This window comes from Bailinhaonella thermotolerans (assembly GCF_003594875.1).
GTDB classification, from domain to species: domain Bacteria; phylum Actinomycetota; class Actinomycetes; order Streptosporangiales; family Streptosporangiaceae; genus Bailinhaonella; species Bailinhaonella thermotolerans.
In genome coordinates this window covers 243,089-261,628 of record NZ_QZEY01000007.1, presented here as the reverse complement: position 1 = coordinate 261,628, position 18,540 = coordinate 243,089, and the positions used below count along the sequence as shown (strand labels likewise).

Here is an 18,540-nt window from a genome sequence, read left to right as displayed (position 1 = left end):
CGGCGCTTGGGCAGAATCGAGGCGAGCGGTTACCAGTCTGGCCCGTCGCGCCAATCAGGTGGAGGGAACGCGCCATGCGAATCGGAGTGCTCACGGGGGGCGGCGACTGCCCCGGTCTCAACGCCGTCATCCGGGCGGTCGTCCGGAAGGGGGTGGGCGAATACGGGCACGAGTTCGTCGGATTCCGCGACGGCTGGCGCGGGCCCCTGGAGTGCGACACGCAGCAGCTCGACGTCGCCGCCGTGCGCGGCATCCTCCCGCGCGGCGGCACCATCCTCGGCTCCTCCCGGACGAACCCGCTCAAGCTGGACGACGGGGTCGAGCGCATCAAGGAGAACCTCCGCAAGGAGGGCGTGGACGCGCTCATCGCGATCGGCGGCGAGGACACCCTCGGCGTCGCCCGCCGGCTGTACGACGAGGGCGTCTCGGTGGTCGGCGTGCCCAAGACGATCGACAACGACCTCAACGCCACCGACTACACCTTCGGCTTCGACACGGCCGTCAACATCGCCATGGAGGCCATCGACCGCCTCCACACCACGGCCGAGTCCCACCACCGCACGCTGATCGTCGAGGTGATGGGCCGCCACGCCGGCTGGATCGCCCTGCACGCCGGGATGGCCGCGGGCGCCAACTGCATCCTCATCCCGGAGAAGCCGTTCGACATCGACAGGGTCGTCCACTACATCGAGAAGCGCTTCGAGACCCGCTACGCCCCCATCGTGGTCGTCGCCGAGGGCGCCCACCCGCTGGAGGGCCAGATGGAGGTGCAGGACCAGGGCCGCGACGCCTTCGGGCACGTCCGCCTGGGCGGCATCGGCCAGCGCCTCGCCGACGAGGTCGAGCGGCGCACCGGCAAGGAGGCCCGCTTCACCGTCCTCGGCCACATCCAGCGCGGCGGCACCCCGACCGCCTTCGACCGCGTGCTCGCCACCCGGTTCGGCCTGCACGCCATCGACGCCGCCCACGACGGCGACTTCGGCACGATGGTCGCCCTCCGCGGCACCGACATCGTCAGGGTCGGCCTCGCCGAGGCCACCGCCGAGCTCAAGACCGTCCCCTACGAGCGCTACGAGGAGGCCGAGGTCTTCTTCGGCTGACCCCGCCGGCCTCGCGGATCGCCCGTTCCGCCGCGTCCGCCGGGGCGGGCGATCACGCCGTACGGCCTGCCGCGCGTCTCCGCCGCCGGACAGTACGGCGGGGACGGTCGGCGGCCGTACGGCGGGGGCGGGGCGCCGGGTTCGGGAACTCGGGAAACCCGGTGGCGCCGGAGCGGCATGAATCGGCCGAAGCGGGGAAACCCCCGGGGCGTGTCAGGTGCCTATGAGGAGCACTACCGGTTCACCCGGCCCGCCGTGGTCACGCTGGCGCTCGTGGCCGCGCTGTTCCTGCTGGTGACCTTCGCGGTCACCCTCGCGCTCGGGATCGCCGTCCTGCTGCTGCTGGCGATCCCCGGCGCCCCGCTGCTCGTCGCGATGGCCACCCGCCGCGTCGCCCTCCGCGTCGACGCCACCGGGGTCACGCTGGGCAGCTCCACCCTCCGCCCCCGCACGGCCGCCGTCCCCTGGCCGGAGATCCACGCCATCGTCCTCTGGCAGAACGAGCTCCCGGTGGGACCCCGCTTCTCCCGGATCGGCCTCTGGCGCGCCGACGGCCTGCCCCCGCTGCCCAAGCCCCGGGGCGTCCGCGTGGCCACCCGCCTCGCCCCCGACGTCCCCGCCGACATCGTCAACGCCAGCCGGCCCGTCAGCGGGTGGCGCCTGGACCGCCACCGCCTCGAGGTGGCCGTGGCGACCTTCGCCCCCGAGGTCCCGGTCATCGAGAGCGACTGACCCTCAGGACGTCATGCGCGCGGCGACGGCGTCGAGGACCAGGTCGAGGCCGAAGTCGAAGCGGTCCAGCGCCCGCTGCACCGTGTACGGCAGCGCCGTGTCCGACACGGCGAACGCCCCCGCCTCCTCCAGCGCGGCGAACAGCGGGTAACGCCCGTCCATCCGCTCTTCCAGGAACGGCACCCGCCCCTCCCACCACTCCTCGTCGCTGCTCCCGGTCGCGTCGGGGGCCCGCTCGGCCTCGACGACCGCCGACGCCGCGCCCCGGGTGTAGGACTCCACGGCGGCGACGCAGCCGACGATGTGGGCGGGGGCCAGCCCGTGCCCGTCGAGCAGCGCCAGCGTGGCCTCGTACCGGGCCAGGACGTTCGGGCCGAACACGGTCCGGGACGTGGACACCTGCAGCAGCCAGGGATGGGCGCGGTACGCCGCCAGGTCCCCTGCGGCCACCTCACGCAGCCCGGCCCGCCAGCCGCGCGAGGCGTCGGGCGGCGGCAGCGTCCCCGCGACGCGCTCCACCATGAGCTCCAGCAGCTCGGCCTTGCCCGGCACGTACGTGTACAACGACGCGGTGCCGACGCCGAGCTCCTGGGCCAGCGCCCGCATCGACAGGGCCGCCGGACCGGCGCGGTCGGCCTGGGCGATGGCGGCGTCCACGACGCGGCTCAGCTCCAGCCGCTGCCGCGGGCCGCGCCGGGGGGCGGGCAGCCCGTCCCACAGCAGCGCCATAGTGCGTGCGGGGTCGCCCCGTCCCGCGTATTCCATCCAGAATCCTCCGCCAAAATACTCCGAACACCGTACGATGTTTTCATGCGCAGCGAGACCGTCATACCGTGCCTGCCCTGCCGCCACCTCGACGACGTCCTGCCGTTCTACATGGCGCTCGGCTTCGACGTCACCTACCGCCAGGAACGCCCCAACCCCTACGCCGCGGTCGTCCGCGAGGGCATCGAACTGCACTTCTTCGGCCTCCCGGAGTTCGACCCCACCCAGTCCCTGGGCAACGTGATCGTGCTCGTCCCGGACACGGAGGCGCTGCACGCGTCGTTCGCGGCCGGGCTGCGGGCGGCGTACGGCAAGATCCCGGTGTCCGGGATCCCGCGCATGACCCGCCCCCGGCGCATGCAGGGCACGGCGGGCGGGTTCATGGTGGTGGACCCGGGCGGCAACTGGGTGCGGATCAGCCGCTACAAGGAGGACGCCGACGAGCCGAGCCCCGAGGAGGGCCGCCTGGCGCGCGTGGTGGCCGCCGCCGCCCGCCAGGCCGACTCCCACGGCGACGAGCACGCCGGCATCCGCATGCTGGAGACCGGCCTGGCCCGCCACGCCGACGCCCCCGCGGCCCAGCGCCTCCCCGCCCTCGTCTACCTCGCCGAACTCCGCTTCCGCACCGGCGACCACACCACCGCCGCCGCCCTCCTGTCCGAGGCCGAGTCCCTCGACCTGACCCCCGCCGACCGCCGCGCCCTGGCCAAGGAACTCGCCACCGCCGCCGAACTGACCACCGACCTCAACCCCCCACCCCCCACCCCCTGACCCCACCCACCCCGCCCCCGCCTCACCACGGCCCGCTTCGCTCGCCGATGTCGCCCTGGCCCCTGGGCGTACCGGGCATGGAAGAACGAATGGCGTGAATTTTCGTGAAGTGGGCGGTGGTGGGTTTCTCAGCGCTTGTTCTCACCGGATCAGAAGTCGGGGGTGGGGGTTCGGGGGACGGGTTCTCCTTGGCTGCGGATGATGCGGGTGGTGCGGTGGGAGGGGTGGCCCGGGGGGTCGGGGTGGATTCGGATTCGGGGGGTGGTTCTTATGAGGAGGGGGGTGAACTGGGCTTTCGTCACTCGCCACGCGCCGGCTCTCCGCTCGAAGGTGAAGTGGGCGAGGGCGCTCTCGTGTTTGGGGCCGGCGTCGGCGCCCTGGTTGGCGAGGAGGTTGCCGAGGCCGTAGGCGACCCAGTTGCCGTGGACGCGGTCGAAGGGCTGCACCACGTGGGCGTGGTGGCCGATGATGAGGTCCACCTCGTCGCCGCGGAGGATCTCGCGGGCCAGGCGGACCTGGGAGGGGCTCGGCCGGTGCCGGTACTCCTCGCCCCAGTGGAGGCTGGCGATCACCACCTCGGCCCCCGCCTCGCGGGCACGGCGGGCCGCTCCCAGCACGGCGTCCGCCGTGAGGAGGTTCGCGATCCACTTCTTGCCGGGCGGCCGGGGGATGCCGTTGAAGCCGTAGGTGAAGGACAGGTGCGCCACCCGGGCCCCGCGCACGTCGAGGATCGTGGGGGCGGCCGCCTCGGCGCGGGACCGGGCCGAGCCCGCGTGCCGCAGCCCCGCCCGGTCCAGGGCCGCGAGGGTACGGCGGACGCCCGCCTCGCCCTGGTCCAGCGTGTGGTTGGAGGCGGTGGAGCAGGTGTCGTAACCGGTGTCGGCGAGGGCCCGGACCACCTGCGGCGGGACGCTGAACAGCGGGTACCCCCGGTACGGCCCGCCCAGCGGCGCCACGGGGGTCTCCAGGTGGCAGACGGCCAGGTCGGCGCGCTCGACGAGGGGACGGATCGCGGCGAACATCGGGCGGAAGTCCCGCCCCCGGCCGCCGGCGTCGCGGCGGGCCTGCTCGGCGACGGTGCCGTGGACCAGCACGTCGCCGGTGGCCACCACCGTGAACTCCCGCGGCGCGGCGGTCCGCGCGGGCCGGGGCGGCCCCTCCGCCGCGCATCCGCCGTGCGCCGGGCACATCCGCGGGCCGGGGCACCCGCCGTACGCCAGGGGGCCGAAGACCGCGCACGCCGCGGCGGGCAGGCCCGGGGCCCGGCCGGCGGACGAAGGACGCCCGGAACCGGGGAGCGCGGAACCGGCGAGGCCGGGACCGGGAAGCGCGGAACCGGCGAGGCCGGGACCGGGGAGCGCGGGACCGGGGAGCGCGGAATCGGATCGGGAGGAGGAGGCGTTGGGGATGGGGGACCCACGGGCCGGGCGGGCGAACGCGGGCGCGGCGAGCACGAGCGAGGCGGCGAGCATGAGGGCGCACGCGCGTGCCGGCGAACCCTGGGCGGGCATGGCTTCTCCGAGGGTCAGCCCCCGAGGAATCGTCGTCTTTGTCGTTCCTTGTGAGAATCGCCCGGAAACCTGAGGTCGTGGAGTCCACTAAATTGAGAAGGTCCACCCCCAGCGCCCGGAGGAAGCACCATGTCCATCGAGACAGCGGCCGTCGAGACCGCCCCCAGGAGCGTCCTGGGCGAGCCCTGCGTGCTGCTCAAGCTCGGCGAGGTCGTGCTCAAGGGCAAGAACCGCGAGATCTTCGAGCGCCGGCTCCAGAACAACATCCGCGCCGCGATGAGGGGCCTGGACTTCAAGGTCGAGATCAAGCAGCGCTCGGGCGTGATCGTGCTGCGGCTGCCCGACGGCTCGACCGTGGAGCAGGCCGACCAGGTCGCCGAGCGCGCCGCCGACGTGATGGGCCTGGTGTGGGTGCACCGCGCCTGGCGGGTCGCCAAGGAGCCGGAGGCCGTCGTCGCCGCCGCCGTCGAGCTGGTCGCCGGGCGGCCCGAGGTGGCCCGCGGGGCGACGTTCGCCGTGCGGTCCCGCCGCCGTGACAAGCGGTTCCCGCTGACGTCCATGGAGCTGGACCGGCTGGTCGGCGGCACCATCCACGACACCTACGGCCTGCCCGTGCGGCTGAAGGACCCCGAGCTGACCGTCCACGTCGAGGTGGACCAGAGCGAGGTCTTCGTCTTCACCGACGGCATCCCCGGCCAGGGCGGCCTGCCGGTCGGCATGAGCGGCCGGGCCCTCGTGCTCATGTCCGGCGGCATCGACTCGCCGGTCGCCGCCTACCGCATGATGCGCCGCGGCCTCAAGGTGGACTTCCTGCACTTCTCCGGCATCCCGTTCACCACCGCCGAGTCGATCTACAAGGCGTACGGACTCGTCCGCGAGCTCGACCGGTTCCAGGGCGGCTCGCGCCTGTTCGTGGTGCCGTTCGGCAAGACGCAGCAGCAGATCAAGTCCTCCGGCGAGGATCGCCTGCAGGTGATGGCGCAGCGCCGCATCATGCTCAAGACCGGCGAGGAGGTCGCCCGCCGCCTCGGCGCCGGCGCACTGATCACCGGCGACTCGCTGGGCCAGGTGGCGTCGCAGACGCTGACCAACATCACCGCCCAGGACGACGCGGTGGACATCCCGGTGCTGCGCCCGCTGATCGGCATGGACAAGACCGAGATCATGGCCGAGGCCCGCCGCATCCGCACGCTGGCGATCTCCGAGCTGCCCGACGAGGACTGCTGCAGCCTCCTCGCGCCGCGCCGCGCCGAGACCAAGGCCAAGATCGAGGACCTGCGCAAGATGGAGAAGCGCCTCGACGCCGAGGAGGTCGCCGTCCGCCTCGCCGACAACCTCCAGGAATACCGCCTCGACCAGACCACGGACCAGGCTTCCGGCCAGGCCGCCCCGGCGACCTCGGAGCCGGCCACCCGGGCCTGACCGCCCGGCGCCTCCGCGGGCCCCGCCGTCCCCTCCCCGGGCGTACGGCGCGGGCCCGTTCCCTTTCCCGGGACGGGAAGTCCCGGACGGGGAAGTCCCGGCACAGGGAGTCCCGGAACGAGGAGAGTCCGGAACGGGGTCGTCCCGGAATGGCGAAAGGGGTGCGCGCGTTTCGCACACACCCCTCGCACACACCCCCGGTCAGCCGGGCCCACGGACGTGAGGGGTGTCCGCCTGCGATCCGGACCTGACAGACATGCCCGGATCGGCCCCCCTTGGCCTCCGCGGCAGCGGACACCCCTCCACGTCGGGGGCCGCCGAGCCCCACCCCCCCGGTCAGGGGCCCGACGGCCAGGCGATCAAGCGGCTCCCGCCGCCACGCTCGCGGCACCTTCGCGAGTGACGGCGTTCACGGCCGCGATCGCCCACGACCCGCGTATCCGGGCCACGTCCGCCAACCCCCCTGGCGACCGTGAGCCACAAGCCAGCCGGCTCGTTCCCCCCGTTTACGCGGTGTAGCTTCCGACGTCCGCAACATTACGGGGAGTGATCACAGGATGGATACAGAGAATCCGATTCACGCGATGAACGGTCCGTAGTTCGCGGTATACGGAGCCGCCCGTCACGGCGAACGGTCGTCTTCGCGCGACGAACGGTCGCTCGGGTAAGTCGCACGCCCCTCGGGCACGTGCAGCAGCGCCATCATCCGCCCCACGCCGGGCGGCACCCGGCCGGGCGTCAGCAGCGAGACCCCGACCATCACCGCGAACGCCACGGGCACGGTGATCAGCGCCGGGTGCTGCATCAGCGAGGTCCACCGCCCCTGGAGCCACGGCGGGTCCAGCCAGCCCAGGATCACCGCCGCCACGCTCAGCCCGCCGCCGCTGACCAGCCCGGCCGCCACGCCCGCCGTCGAGAGCCGCCGCCACCAGATGCCCAGCACCAGCAGCGGGCACAACGTGGCGGCCGACACCGCGAACACCAGCATGACCAGCAGCGGCGAGCCCACCGGGTCCACGACCGCCGCCAGCCCCAGCGCCACCGCCAGCACGCCCGCGGCCGCCGTACGGAAGCTCGCCACGCCCCCGCCCAGCAGGTACGTCGACAGGGTCCCGGCGAGCGCCACCACGATCCCCGAGGACGTCGCCAGGAACGCCGCGAAGGCCCCCGCCGCCAGGACGCCCGCCAGGACCTCCCCCAGCGGCCCCTCGATCATCCGTACGGGCAGCAGCAGCATCGTCTCGTCGGTCCGGCCCGTCATCAGCACCTCGGGCGCGTAGAGCCGCCCCAGCACGCCGTACAGCGGCGGCAGGAGGTAGAACAGCCCCACGAACCCCAGGACGATGACCACGGTACGGCGGGCCGCCGCGCCGTCGGTGTTCGTGTAGAAGCGCACGAGCACGTGCGGCAGCCCCATCGTGCCCAGCACGGCCGCGACCAGCACCGAGATCGTGTCGAACCACGAGTCGTCGCGCGCCCCGCTGTACGGCGTGGCCCACAGCTCCCCGGGCTCGGGGTCGTCCCCCTTGATGTGCGGCACGGCGGCGCCCGCGGCGAACATGACGCGCGTCCCGGCGGCGAAGACGTGGTCGCCGGGGGTGAGCGTGACCGAGGAGCCGCCGTAGTACTGCCCGTCGAGGGTGCCGACCACGTTCACCTCGACCCGCTGGGCGACGCCGACCTCCGTCCGCGTGTCCAGCACGACCTCGGTGGCCTTGGGGAACACCGGGACGTTCCCGGCGGCCGGCAGCGGCGACCCGTCCGCCCGCCAGACGAAGAAGAGCACGAGCGCGCAGAACACCAGCGCGCCCAGCTTCAGCCAGAACTGGAGCGCCTGCACCCGCGTGATGCTGCGCATGCCCCCGGCGACCGAGACCACCAGCACGACCGCGCACACGAGCACCCAGCCCACCCACAGCGGCGCCCCGACGAGCAGCCGCAGCGTCAGGCCCGCGCCGTGGATCTGCGGCAGCAGGTAGACCAGCCCGACGAAGACCACGAAGAACGTGACCAGCCGCCGCACCGGGAACGACCCGAGCCGCCACTCGGCGAAGTTCGACAGGGTGTACGTCCCCGACCGCCGCAGCGGGGCGGTGACCAGGGCGATCAGCACGACGTACCCGGCGGCGGCGCCGATCGGGTACCACAGCATGTCCGCGCCGTAGGCGACGACCAGCCCGGCCAGCCCCAGGAAGGCCGCCGCGGAGACGTACTCCGACCCGATCGCCGCCGCGTTGGACCACGGGGTCACCGCGCGCCCCGCGACGTAGAACTCCGACGCTCCGCCGAACCGGCGCGGCCGCACGGTGCCGGCCACCGCCGATCCGGCCAGGACGAGGACGATTCCGGCCAGGGTGGCGGCGAGCACGAGCGTCATGGGGGTCCGTTCGATCGCAGGGTGGGAAGACGTCGTTCGAGCCGCTCGCACCGCCGCACATGCGTCCAGGCGAGCGCGAACCAGAGGGGGTGCACCACGATGGTCAGCACGACCCAGGGGAGGGGCACGCCGAGCACGTCCGCGGCCCGGACGGCCGGGACCAGGGCGAACGTCGCGGTGAGGAGCACGAGCACGGCGGCCACCAGGCCGCAGGTGGTCAGCGCGAGGCGGAGCTGGGCGCGGACGACGGCGCGCACGGCGCGGTCGAGCTCCTCGTCGGCCTCCCTGACGCGCACCTGGGAGCGCCGGCGGCGGGGGGCGCCGACGAGGCCGCGTTTCACGATTTGCGCTTGTCGGGGCGGTACTGCCGGACGAGCAGCTCGCGCACCTCGCGGGTGTGGCGGCGGCTCACGGGCAGCGTCTCGCCGCCCACCTGGACCCACGCGCGGCCCTCGTCGAAGCGCAGCTCACTGATGTGGCGGGTGGCGACGAGCGTGCTGCGGTGGATGCGGATGAAGCCCGCGTCGCCCCAGCGCCGCGCGAGCGCCGCCAGCGACATCCGCACCAGGTAGCCGCCCTCGGCCGTGTGCAGGCGGACGTAGTCGCCCTTGGCCTCGGCGTACAGCACCGACACCTGGGAGACGAACCGGGTGCGCCCGGCCAGCTCCACCGGGATCACGTCCTCGCGTTCCTCCCCCCGCTTCTGCACCGACCCGTCCAGGCGGCGTACGGCCTCGGCCAGGCGCTCCGGGCGTACCGGCTTGAGGAGGTAGTCCACGGCCTCCAGCTCGAACGCCTGCACGGCGGCGGCGTCGTGGGCGGTCACGAACACGACCCGGGGCGGGGTGGGGAACCCCGCCAGCAGCCGGGCCAGGTCGATGCCGTCCAGGCCGGGCATGCGGATGTCGAGGAAGACCCCGTCGAGCCGCTCGCCCACGGCGTGGATCTGCACGATGTCCTGGAGCGCGGCGACCGCGTCCGAGGCCGTCGCGACGTGCTCGATTCGGGAGTCCTGGCGCAGGAGGTAGGCGATCTCCTCCAGCGCCGGAACCTCGTCGTCAACGGCGAGGACACGCAGCATGAGTCAAAGTTGCCGGTCAGACGCCCTGTCACGCAAGCGATTCGGCAACAGTCAGTGCCCGCTCAACCGCCGAGGGTGACACCGGGGAGGACGCCTGCCCGGAATTTGGGGATTCGCAGCCGGACCTTCGTCCCGCGCCCCGGGGCGCTGTCCACGGCCAGCCCGAAGTCCGGCCCGTAGACCTGGCGCAGCCGCTCGTCCACGTTGGCCAGGCCGATCCCCCCGGTCCCGGCCGTCAGCGCCGCGCTCAGCCGTTCGGGGTCCATGCCCACGCCGTCGTCCTCGACCTGGATGTGCACCTCGGGCCCGGCGTCCTTGGCGATGATCGTGACGTGGCCCGAGCCGTCGCCCTCGATGCCGTGCCGGATCGCGTTCTCCACGAGCGGCTGCACGCACAGGAACGGCACGGCCACCGGCAGCACCTCGGGCGCGACCTGCACGGTGAACTGGAGCCGGTCGCCGAACCTGGCGCGCTCCAGCAGGAGGTACCGGTCCACGCAGCCCAGCTCGTCGGCCAGCGTGGTGAAGTCGCGCACCCGCCGCAGGGAGTACCGGGCGAAGTCGGCGAAGTCGAGTAGCAGCGCGCGGGCCCGCTCGGGGTCCGTGCGCACGAACGACGCGATCGCCGTCAGGCAGTTGTAGACGAAGTGCGGCGAGATCTGCGCGCGCAGGGCCCGCATCTCGGCCTCCAGGGCGCGGGCCCGGGAGGCGTCCAGCTCGGCCAGTTCGAGCTGTCCCGACACCCAGCCGGCCACCTCGCCCGCCGTGCGCACGACGACGGGGGAGGCGTGCTCGCCGTACGCCGCGAGGGCGCCGACGACGCGCTCGTCCACGAACAGCGGCGCGACCACGGCCGCCCGGATCGGGCAGGACTCGTCGTCGCAGGTCAGGTCCTTGATCGCGTGGGTGCGGCCGGACGTCAGGGCGGCGCGGACGTGGTCCATCGCCTGCTCGCCGTGCGCCGCCCCCATCCCGTCCCACGCCAGCAGGCGCTCGTCCGAGGTGATCGCCACCGCGCGCGCGCCGAGCAGGGCGCGCAGGTGCCGCCCGGCCTTGCGGGCGCTGTCACGCGTGAGTCCGGCACGTAAGGAGGGCGCCGCCTGCCCCGCGATGTGGAGGGTGGCGAAGGTCGCCTCCTCGACGCCCGTCGCCACCCGGTGCCGCCGAGAAAACATGGCCGCCACCGTACATCCTCACCGGCTGTCATGGCCCGTGTTCGTTCCGCCGAACTCATCCCGGAACCGCCGAACGGCGCTCCCGGCGAGAGGACCGGTCGCCGGCGGCCGCTCGCGGCTACGCCGGGCCCTCTCCCGGGAGCTCCTGATAGGAGTAACGCTGTTCCTTCCAGGGGTCGGCGATGTTGTGGTAGCCGCGTTCCTCCCAGAAGCCGCGGCGGTCCTCGGTGAGGTACTCCACGCCGCGGACCCACTTCACGCTCTTCCACGCGTACAGGTGGGGCACCACGAGGCGGACCGGGTGGCCGCGCTCCAGGCTGAGCGGCTTCTCGTCCAGCTCCAGGGCGAAGAGGGTGTCCTCGGCCTCGAAGTCGCTCATGCGCAGGTTCGCGCTGTAGCCGTACTCGGCGTAGATCAGCACATGGCGTACGCCGGGGGCGGGCGGGGCGATCCGCATGATCGTGGAGGGGTGGATCCCCGTCCACAGGTTGCCCATGATCGAGAACTTCGTGACGCAGTGGAAGTCCGCGAGCACGGTCTTGGCCGGCAGCTCGCGGAACTCCGGCCAGGTGAAGCGGTGCTCCTTCCCGGAGGCCGTGGCCCCCGTGATCCGCAGGTCCCAGGTCTCCTCCCGGAACCTCGGCACCCGGCCGTAATGGATCACCGGGCGTCCCCGCGGGACGTACTGCCCCGGCGGAAGACGGTTCTCCGGTTCCTCCGTGCTCATCACGCTCCCCGTCGGTCCTGTCGCCCGTGCGGGCTCCATCGAAGCCTCATACTGCCACCGCCTCCCGGGGCGCGTGGATCCGCCCACCCGTCCAGGGCTCCCGGCGCATGCGGTACGCTCTCCACCTATGCGTACTGCGTACTGGTTTAGCTATGGCTACCGGCCCGAGGATCGGACGGTCGCCCATCAGACGCTGCGCTGACAGGCATCGATCGAAGACCCCGGGTCGGACCACCGACCCGGGGTCTTCGTCGTTTTCCGGACCGGTCTCCGCCGCGGTTCCAGGCGTGACCGGACAACCAGGGGAGTGAGCACATGGTCATCGTGATGGCGCCCGACGCCACCCAGAGAGATCTCGACGAGGTCGTCGGGCTCGTGACGACCGCGGGCGGCGAGGCGTTCGTCAGCCGCGGCGTGAACCGCACGATCGTCGGCCTCGTCGGAGACCTCGACCAGTTCGAGGCGCTGAACCTGCGCGGCATGGCCGGCGTCCTGGACGTCGTCCGCATCTCGGTCCCGTACAAGCTGGTCAGCCGCGAGAACCACCCCGCGCGCTCGACCGTGCGGGTCGGCGGCGTGCCGATCGGCCCGGACTCGGTGACGCTGATCGCCGGGCCGTGCGCGGTCGAGACGCCCGAGCAGACCCTCGCCGCGGCCCAGATGGCCAAGGCGGCGGGCGCGACGCTGCTGCGCGGCGGGGCCTACAAGCCGCGCACCTCGCCGTACGCCTTCCAGGGGCTCGGCGAGGCCGGTCTGCGCATCCTCGCGGACGTGCGGGCGGAGACCGGGCTGCCCATCGTCACCGAGGTCGTGGACGCGCACGACGTGGAGCTGGTCGCCTCCTACGCCGACATGCTCCAGGTGGGCACGCGCAACATGCAGAACTTCGCGCTGCTCCAGGCGGTCGGCGCGGCGGGCAGGCCGGTCATGCTCAAGCGGGGCATGACCGCCACGATCGAGGAGTGGCTGATGGCGGCCGAGTACGTCGCCCAGCGCGGCAACCTCGACATCGTGCTGTGCGAGCGCGGCATCCGCACGTTCGAGAAGGCGACCCGCAACACCCTCGACGTGTCGGCCGTCCCGGTGGCGCAGCGGCTGTCGCACCTGCCGGTGATCATCGACCCGTCGCACTCGGGCGGGCGGCGCGACCTGGTGCTCCCGCTCACCCGCGCGGCGATCGCGGTCGGCGCCGACGGCGTGATCATCGACGTGCACCCGCAGCCGGAGAAGGCGCTGTGCGACGGCCCGCAGGCCCTCGTGGACGGCGACCTGACCGAGCTGGCCCGCGTCATGCGCACCTTCCCCGAGGCGATGGGCCGCGCCCTCACGCTCGGCCCGGACCTCGCCGGGGAGGCCCCCGCCCTGGTCGGCTGATCCGGCCTTCGCCCACTCCCCACGAAGGCCCGGGATCCCGGGGCGCGGCTCCCGCCACGAGCGCGCCGTGCCCCGGCCGCGCGGGCGTCCACGCCGTACGGCGGGCTCAGGCCGTACGGCGGGCTCAGGCCGTACGGCGGGCTCAGGCCGTACGGGATCGGGTCAGGAGCCGTCGCGGAGGCGCTTGAGGGTCTCGATGTCCTCGCGGTGCTTCTCGGCGGGGCCGGGGGTCTCGATGCAGACGGGCACGCCGGCCATCGCCGGGTGGCGCATCAGCTCCGCGAACGGGCGCTCGCCGATGTGGCCCTTGCCGATGTTCTCGTGCCGGTCCTTGGCGGCGCCGCAGACGTCCTTGGAGTCGTTGGCGTGCACGAACTTCAGCCGGCCCTCGCCCACGGTCGCCACGAGCGCGTCGAGGGTGTCCCGCACGCCGTTCTCGGCGGCCAGGTCGTGCCCGGCCGCGAACGCGTGGCAGGTGTCGAGGCAGACGCCGGCGCGCGGGTGCCGGTCGAGCGCGTCGAGGTAGGGGCCGAGGTCCTGCACGGTCGCGCAGAGCATCCTGCCCTGCCCGGCCATCGGCTCCAGCAGCAGGTCGGGCCCGTCCTCGGGGATCTCGTCCAGCAGCGGCAGGAGGTTCTCGCGGACCTGCTTCATCGCGTCGTCGTAGGACTGGCTCACGGCCGAGCCCGTGTGCACGACGACGCCGCGCGCCCCGATCGCGGCGGCGCGCCGGAGCGTGTGGCGCACGGTCGCCACGGAGTTCTCCACGGTCCCCTCGCTGGGGGAGCCGAAGTTCACGAGGTAGTTGGCGTGCACGAAGACCGGCAGCTCCTCGGCCGCCGCGCGCATCCTGGCGTCCTCGTCGGGCTTGCCGGCGGGCAGCGCCCAGCCGCGCGGGTTGGTGACGAAGACCTGGATCGTCTCGGCGCCGATCTCCGCGCCGTATTTCAGCCCGCCGGTCGCGAGACCGCCGGAGATCAGCACGTGCCCGCCGATGGGCGAAGTCGGGGAAGTCATGGTGGCCCCAGCTTAGGCGACCCCGGCGCGTGCTCCCGGCCATCGGCCGGGGCCGGGAGGGTCAGCTCCAGAGCGTGATCTGGGAGCCGCGCGGGGCCTTGCCCAGCGGGCTCTGCATCTTGACCAGGTTCCCGCCGACCAGGGACTTCACCTTCACCTTGAAGCCGGCGGCCTGGAGGTCGGAGCGGGCGTCGGAGACGTTCTTGAACCGGGTGTCCGGCACGTCCACGAGGTCCTTGTCCTTGTCCTTGTCGCCGCGCAGCCACGGCCACGGGAAGCCGCCGTTGCCCTTGGACACGGTGAGCTGGACGGGATCGGTGAACGCGACGGGCCGCCACGCGGGCGGGTCCTGCGCGATCACCTGGCCGGGAGGGGCGTCGTCCTGCTGCTCCACGATCACGATGTTCTGAAACCCGCGCTCCCGGAGCCACTGCTCGACCTGGTCGCGCATCATCCCCATCAGGTCGGGCATCAGCGGGCCCTGGCTGACGGTGATGTCGACCTTGCCGCCCTCGTTGAGCCGCGTGCCCGCGGCGGGCCTGCTGGAGATGACCTGGCCGCGCGGGACGGTGTTGCTGCCCTGGTTCCTGACGTCGTCGAGCTTGAGCCCGGCCTTGGCCAGGGCCTCGCGGGCCTGGTCCTGGGTCAGCCCCTCCAGCTTGGGCACCTCGATCTTGCGCGGCCCGGCGGACGGGATCAGCGTGATCTTGGCGTCGTGCAGCACCCTGGCCTGCGGCTGGGGGTCCATGCGCAGCACGCGGCCGGACTTCACCTTCAGGTCGTGCACGGCGTTGCCGATGACGACCGTGAAGCCCTGCCCGCGCGCCTCGGCGGCGGCCGCGTCGACGTCCTGGCCGACGAGGTCGGGGACGTAGACGTAGCGCCCGCTGGTGAACCACCAGCCGGAGAACCCGACCCCGGCGACGAGGACGAGGGCCAGCGTGACCAGCAGCCAGCGCTTGGGGCCGCCGAGGAACCCGCGCGGGGCGGGCGGCGCGGCCGGGGGACCGGAGAAGACGGTGGTGTCGCCGCGGTTCAGGACCGTGGTCTGACCGGCGGGGGACGGCGGGACGGTCGGCTGCGCGCGCGGCGTCGCGGCCGCGACCGAGAGCAGCGAGGGGTCGTCCTCGGGCATCGACTTGTGCAGCGAGACGGCGGCCACGAGCATCGCGGAGGCGTCCGCGGGGCGGCGGTCCGGGTCGCGGTCGGTCGCCGCGCACACCAGCCCGTCGAGCGCCGGGGGCACCCCGGGGACGAGGCTGGACGGGGGCGACACCGTGTCGTGCACGTGCCGGTAGGCCACCGACATCGGCGTCTCGCCGTTGTACGGCTGGTGCCCGGTGAGCAGCTCGAAGAGCATGATCCCGGCGGCGTAGACGTCGCTGCGGGCGTCGGCGTGGCCGGTGGTGACCTGCTCGGGCGACAGGTAGGCGATGGTGCCGATGAGCACGCCGGTGCGGGTCTGGTTGGTGGACTCCACGGCCCGCGCGAGCCCGAAGTCCACGACCTTCACCCGGCCGTCGTCGGTGAGCAGGACGTTCTCGGGCTTCACGTCGCGGTGGATCAGCCCCGCCTGGTGCGCGGCGCCGAGCGCCGCGAGCACCGGGATCGTGATCTCCAGCGCCTCGCGGGGGCCGAGCCGCCCGCGCTCGCGGAGCAGGTCGCGCAGGGTGCGCCCGGCGACGTATTCCATGGCCAGGTAGGCCACCCCGTCGTGCGCGCCCTGGTCGTAGACCGAGACCACGTTGGGGTGCGAGAGCTTCGCGACCGACTTGGCCTCGCCGATGAACCGGCGGACGAAGTCGGGGTCCTGGGCCAGGGTCGAGTGCATGACCTTCAGGGCGACCGTGCGCTCCAGACGCGTGTCGGTGCCAAGGTAGACGGTCGCCATCCCGCCCCGGGCGATCCGGGACTCAACGCGATAGCGCCCGTCGAGGGTCTGCCCGACGAGGGGGTCCGCAAGCGTCGTGTCCACGAGTGTGAGTTTACGGGTCCGGTGCAAGTTGGACAGGTCTGACGGCGGACGCGCGGGTGACATCCCCGATGCCGCAGGGGATCCGGGCAGGTCCCGGCCCCGGCCGTCCGCCCCCTTCTCCCGGGCGCCGCGCGGCGGCGGCCGTACGGCCCGGCGGGGGCCCGCGGGGGCCGTACGGCGGGGCGGCCCGCGCCCGGAGGAGAAGGGGGCGGGCGGGTCAGCGGGACGGGGACGAGGCCTGGGCGTGGCGCAGCCTCGGGATGCGGCCGGCCAGGCGGGCGGCGCGCCCGGCGACGACCGCGTCGCGCATGGCGGCGGCCATCAGGGCGGGGTTCTGGGCGCGGGTGACGGCGGAGGCGAGGAGCACGGCGTCGCAGCCGAGCTCCATCGCCAGGGCGGCGTCGCTGGCGGTGCCGAGCCCGGCGTCGAGGATGACGGGCACGCCCGCCGACTCGACGATGAGCTCGATGTTGTGCGGGTTGCGGATGCCCAGGCCGGAGCCGATGGGGGCGCCGAGCGGCATGACCGCCGCGCACCCGGCCTGCTCCATGCGGCGGGCCAGGATCGGGTCGTCGCCGATGTACGGCAGGACCACGAAGCCGTCCGCGACCAGCTTCTCGGCCGCGTCCAGCGTCTCCACGGGGTCGGGCAGCAGCGTGCGCTCGTCGGCGATGACCTCCAGCTTCACCCACGGCGTCTCCAGCGCCTCGCGCGCCAGCCGGGCCGTGAGCAGCGCCTCTCCCGCGGTGTAGCAGCCCGCGGTGTTCGGGAGCACCTTGATGCCGCGCCTGCGCAGCAGGTCGAGCACGGAGCCGGGGGCCTCCGGGTCCAGCCGCCGCATCGCGACGGTGGTCAGCTCGGTGCGGGACTCGGCGAGCGCCCGGTCGAGCACGTCGAGGCTGGGGGCCCCGCCGGTGCCCATGATGAGCCGGGAGCCGAACCTCTCCCCGGCGATGACCAGCTCGTCCGCGCCGGGGAGGCCCCCGGCGCCGTTGAGGTCGTCCACGTTCAGCCTCCCTGGACCGCGGTGAGCACCTCGACCCGGTCCGCCTCGGTGAGGGGGGTGGTGTCCCACGTCCCCCGGGTGATCACCGTGTCGTTGACGGCGACCGCGACGCCGCTGCGCTGGTCGGTGAGCGTGCGCACGGCCTGCGCCACGGTCGCGCCGTCGGGCAGCTCGTGGCCGACGCCGTTGATGGTCACGTTCATGGGGCGAACCTCCCTGGATCGCAGGCGGCGGCGAGCTCCCCGGGCTCGCCGCCGGTCAGCGTGCGGACGACGGTCTCGGCCGTGAAGGGCGCGAGCAGGACGCCGTTGCGGCCGTGCCCGGTCGCGGCGATCACGCGCGTCCCGGGCACCGGGCCGATGAGCGGCAGGTTGTCGGGCGTGCCGGGGCGCAGGCCCGCGTAGGTCTCGGCCAGCTCCAGCTCGGTGATGCCCGGCACCACCTCGCGGGCGTCGCGCAGCAGCTCCCACACGCCGCCCGCGGTCACGGTCGTGTCGAAGCCCATCTCCTCCTGGGTCGCGCCGAGCACCAGCTCGCCGTCCCCGCGCGGCACGAGGTAGGCGTGCGAGCCGCGGACGAGGCCGCGCACCGTCCGCCCGAGGAAGCCCTTCGGCCCGCGCAGCCGCAGGATCTGGCCCTTGACCGGCCGTACGGGCAGCGCGGCGAGCCCGCCGGACCAGGAGCCCGCGGCGAGCACGACGGCCCCGGCGTCGATGTCCTCGACGCGCTCGGCCCGCTCCTCGATCAGCGGGACGCCGAGCCGCCGGAGCCGGACGCGCAGGGCCGTGACGACGCGGCGCGGGTCCACCCAGGCGTCCCGCGCGCAGAGCAGCCCGCCGGTGATCCCGGGGGCGAGCATGGGTTCCAGGCGGCGGCACTCGCGGCCGGTCAGCCGCTCGACCGGCAGGCCGAGCTTGTCCTGGAAGCGGGCCAGGTCGTCGAGCACGGCCAGGTCGTCCGCGCTCGCGGCGACCTCCAGCGTGCCCGACGTGCCGAAGTCCAGGGGGGTGGCCGGATCGTCCAGCTCCGCGGCGAACTCCCCCCACAGGTCCAGGGACGCCAGGCCGATCCGGAGCAGCGGCTCCTCGGTGTAGGTGACCTCGCTGACGGGGGCGAGCATGCCCGCCGCCGCGTGCGAGGCGCCGCCGCCGGTGTGGGCGTCCATCACCGCGACGGACAGCCCGGCCGCCGCCGCGCGCCAGGCGACGGACAGGCCGATGATCCCGCCGCCGACGACGATCACGTCATGGGTCAACGCAGGTCGCTCCCTTCGCCGGTATGACCCGGATCAGGTTCGGCGGTCGAGGGCCGGACAGCCCTCCTCTCAGCCCGGTCCCGCCGGGCTCCCGCGCGTGGTGCAGGAAGGCGCGTGACCCTCCGGGCGAACCGGGGCTAGTGTGAACGGCCCACCCGGAGGACCACGGCGCTTCGCCCAAGTTTATCCCTCGCGCTTACGGGCGGGCGCATTCAGTGATCGTCACGCCCCGTTCCCGGACCTCGGGGTTGT

The 18,540-nt window shown here is 73.6% G+C and carries 17 protein-coding genes and 1 riboswitch; of the genes, 5 read left to right on the top strand and 12 right to left on the bottom strand.

The window, feature by feature from the left end; translation table 11 throughout:
* The first annotated feature begins 74 nt into the window (after positions 1-74).
* Together D5H75_RS20385 and D5H75_RS20380 are read left to right on the top strand one after the other, a co-directional pair.
* Positions 75-1,100 (top strand): 6-phosphofructokinase, encoded by a 1,026-nt coding sequence (locus D5H75_RS20385; RefSeq protein ID WP_119928078.1) that lies wholly within the window; start codon positions 75-77, stop codon positions 1,098-1,100.
* A gap of 210 nt (positions 1,101-1,310) precedes the next feature.
* A complete protein-coding gene (locus D5H75_RS20380; protein WP_119928077.1) occupies positions 1,311-1,832 on the top strand; it encodes a hypothetical protein in 522 nt (173 codons plus the stop codon).
* A 3-nt stretch (positions 1,833-1,835) separates the two neighbouring features.
* On the opposite strand, the gene D5H75_RS20375 is transcribed toward D5H75_RS20380, so the two are convergent.
* Positions 1,836-2,597: a TetR/AcrR family transcriptional regulator gene (locus tag D5H75_RS20375; RefSeq protein WP_119928076.1), complete on the bottom strand. Its 762-nt coding sequence runs from the start codon at positions 2,595-2,597 to the stop codon at positions 1,836-1,838.
* A 45-nt stretch (positions 2,598-2,642) separates the two neighbouring features.
* Between D5H75_RS20375 and D5H75_RS20370 the strand changes: the two genes are divergently transcribed.
* Positions 2,643-3,368, top strand: coding sequence for a VOC family protein (locus D5H75_RS20370; protein WP_119928075.1), 726 nt, complete (start codon positions 2,643-2,645; stop codon positions 3,366-3,368).
* A gap of 149 nt (positions 3,369-3,517) precedes the next feature.
* Here D5H75_RS20370 and D5H75_RS20365 read toward each other — a convergent pair whose 3' ends face one another.
* On the bottom strand, positions 3,518-4,879 hold the full coding sequence (locus D5H75_RS20365; protein ID WP_119928074.1) for a CapA family protein: 1,362 nt from the start codon (positions 4,877-4,879) through the stop codon (positions 3,518-3,520).
* A 129-nt stretch (positions 4,880-5,008) separates the two neighbouring features.
* On the opposite strand from D5H75_RS20365, the gene thiI reads away from it, so the two are divergent.
* Positions 5,009-6,301: a tRNA uracil 4-sulfurtransferase ThiI gene (gene thiI, locus D5H75_RS20360; protein ID WP_119928073.1), complete on the top strand. Its 1,293-nt coding sequence runs from the start codon at positions 5,009-5,011 to the stop codon at positions 6,299-6,301.
* A gap of 622 nt (positions 6,302-6,923) precedes the next feature.
* On the opposite strand, the gene D5H75_RS20355 is transcribed toward thiI, so the two are convergent.
* The 5 genes from D5H75_RS20355 to D5H75_RS20335 form a co-directional block, all read right to left on the bottom strand.
* Positions 6,924-8,678 (bottom strand): sodium/solute symporter, encoded by a 1,755-nt coding sequence (locus tag D5H75_RS20355; RefSeq protein WP_119928072.1) that lies wholly within the window; start codon positions 8,676-8,678, stop codon positions 6,924-6,926.
* Positions 8,675-9,019: a hypothetical protein gene (locus D5H75_RS20350; RefSeq protein ID WP_119928071.1), complete on the bottom strand. Its 345-nt coding sequence runs from the start codon at positions 9,017-9,019 to the stop codon at positions 8,675-8,677. Before D5H75_RS20350 ends, D5H75_RS20355 begins: the two co-directional genes overlap by 4 nt.
* Complete coding sequence (locus D5H75_RS20345; protein WP_119928070.1) at positions 9,016-9,759, bottom strand: LytR/AlgR family response regulator transcription factor; 744 nt, start codon at positions 9,757-9,759, stop codon at positions 9,016-9,018. The genes D5H75_RS20350 and D5H75_RS20345 overlap by 4 nt, the downstream gene beginning before the upstream one ends.
* A 62-nt stretch (positions 9,760-9,821) precedes the next feature.
* Positions 9,822-10,934, bottom strand: coding sequence for a histidine kinase (locus tag D5H75_RS20340; protein ID WP_119928163.1), 1,113 nt, complete (start codon positions 10,932-10,934; stop codon positions 9,822-9,824).
* 118 nt (positions 10,935-11,052) lie between these two features.
* Complete coding sequence (locus D5H75_RS20335; protein ID WP_202638330.1) at positions 11,053-11,661, bottom strand: molybdopterin-dependent oxidoreductase; 609 nt, start codon at positions 11,659-11,661, stop codon at positions 11,053-11,055.
* 315 nt (positions 11,662-11,976) lie between these two features.
* Between D5H75_RS20335 and aroF the strand changes: the two genes are divergently transcribed.
* Positions 11,977-13,035, top strand: coding sequence for a 3-deoxy-7-phosphoheptulonate synthase (gene aroF, locus D5H75_RS20330; protein WP_119928068.1), 1,059 nt, complete (start codon positions 11,977-11,979; stop codon positions 13,033-13,035).
* A gap of 162 nt (positions 13,036-13,197) precedes the next feature.
* On the opposite strand, the gene D5H75_RS20325 is transcribed toward aroF, so the two are convergent.
* The 5 genes from D5H75_RS20325 to thiO form a co-directional block, all read right to left on the bottom strand.
* A complete protein-coding gene (locus D5H75_RS20325) occupies positions 13,198-14,052 on the bottom strand; it encodes a deoxyribonuclease IV (RefSeq protein ID WP_119928067.1) in 855 nt (284 codons plus the stop codon).
* A gap of 61 nt (positions 14,053-14,113) precedes the next feature.
* Positions 14,114-16,027, bottom strand: coding sequence for a Stk1 family PASTA domain-containing Ser/Thr kinase (pknB, locus tag D5H75_RS20320; RefSeq protein ID WP_119928066.1), 1,914 nt, complete (start codon positions 16,025-16,027; stop codon positions 14,114-14,116).
* A 217-nt stretch (positions 16,028-16,244) separates the two neighbouring features.
* The gene (locus tag D5H75_RS20315) at positions 16,245-17,033 is read right to left on the bottom strand and encodes a thiazole synthase (protein WP_277949960.1); all 789 of its coding nucleotides are present in this window, start codon (positions 17,031-17,033) and stop codon (positions 16,245-16,247) included.
* A 2-nt stretch (positions 17,034-17,035) separates the two neighbouring features.
* On the bottom strand, positions 17,036-17,236 hold the full coding sequence (gene thiS / locus D5H75_RS20310; RefSeq protein WP_119928065.1) for a sulfur carrier protein ThiS: 201 nt from the start codon (positions 17,234-17,236) through the stop codon (positions 17,036-17,038).
* A complete protein-coding gene (gene thiO, locus D5H75_RS20305; protein ID WP_119928064.1) occupies positions 17,233-18,288 on the bottom strand; it encodes a glycine oxidase ThiO in 1,056 nt (351 codons plus the stop codon). The genes thiS and thiO overlap by 4 nt, the downstream gene beginning before the upstream one ends.
* Positions 18,282-18,393: riboswitch (TPP riboswitch) on the bottom strand. It overlaps the preceding gene by 7 nt.
* Positions 18,394-18,540: the final 147 nt, after the last annotated feature.

Excerpts from the sequence above, each read along its gene's own strand:
- D5H75_RS20385 (WP_119928078.1), top strand. The coding sequence starts at position 75 with ATGCGAATCGGAGTGCTCACGGGGGGCGGCGACTGCCCCGGTCTCAAC.
- D5H75_RS20375 (WP_119928076.1), bottom strand. The coding sequence starts at position 2,597 with ATGGAATACGCGGGACGGGGCGACCCCGCACGCACTATGGCGCTGCTG.
- D5H75_RS20370 (WP_119928075.1), top strand. The coding sequence starts at position 2,643 with ATGCGCAGCGAGACCGTCATACCGTGCCTGCCCTGCCGCCACCTCGAC.
- D5H75_RS20365 (WP_119928074.1), bottom strand. The coding sequence starts at position 4,879 with ATGCCCGCCCAGGGTTCGCCGGCACGCGCGTGCGCCCTCATGCTCGCC.
- thiI (WP_119928073.1), top strand. The coding sequence starts at position 5,009 with ATGTCCATCGAGACAGCGGCCGTCGAGACCGCCCCCAGGAGCGTCCTG.
- D5H75_RS20355 (WP_119928072.1), bottom strand. The coding sequence starts at position 8,678 with ATGACGCTCGTGCTCGCCGCCACCCTGGCCGGAATCGTCCTCGTCCTG.
- D5H75_RS20345 (WP_119928070.1), bottom strand. The coding sequence starts at position 9,759 with ATGCTGCGTGTCCTCGCCGTTGACGACGAGGTTCCGGCGCTGGAGGAG.
- D5H75_RS20340 (WP_119928163.1), bottom strand. The coding sequence starts at position 10,934 with ATGTTTTCTCGGCGGCACCGGGTGGCGACGGGCGTCGAGGAGGCGACC.
- D5H75_RS20335 (WP_202638330.1), bottom strand. The coding sequence starts at position 11,661 with ATGAGCACGGAGGAACCGGAGAACCGTCTTCCGCCGGGGCAGTACGTC.
- aroF (WP_119928068.1), top strand. The coding sequence starts at position 11,977 with ATGGTCATCGTGATGGCGCCCGACGCCACCCAGAGAGATCTCGACGAG.
- D5H75_RS20325 (WP_119928067.1), bottom strand. The coding sequence starts at position 14,052 with ATGACTTCCCCGACTTCGCCCATCGGCGGGCACGTGCTGATCTCCGGC.
- thiS (WP_119928065.1), bottom strand. The coding sequence starts at position 17,236 with ATGAACGTGACCATCAACGGCGTCGGCCACGAGCTGCCCGACGGCGCG.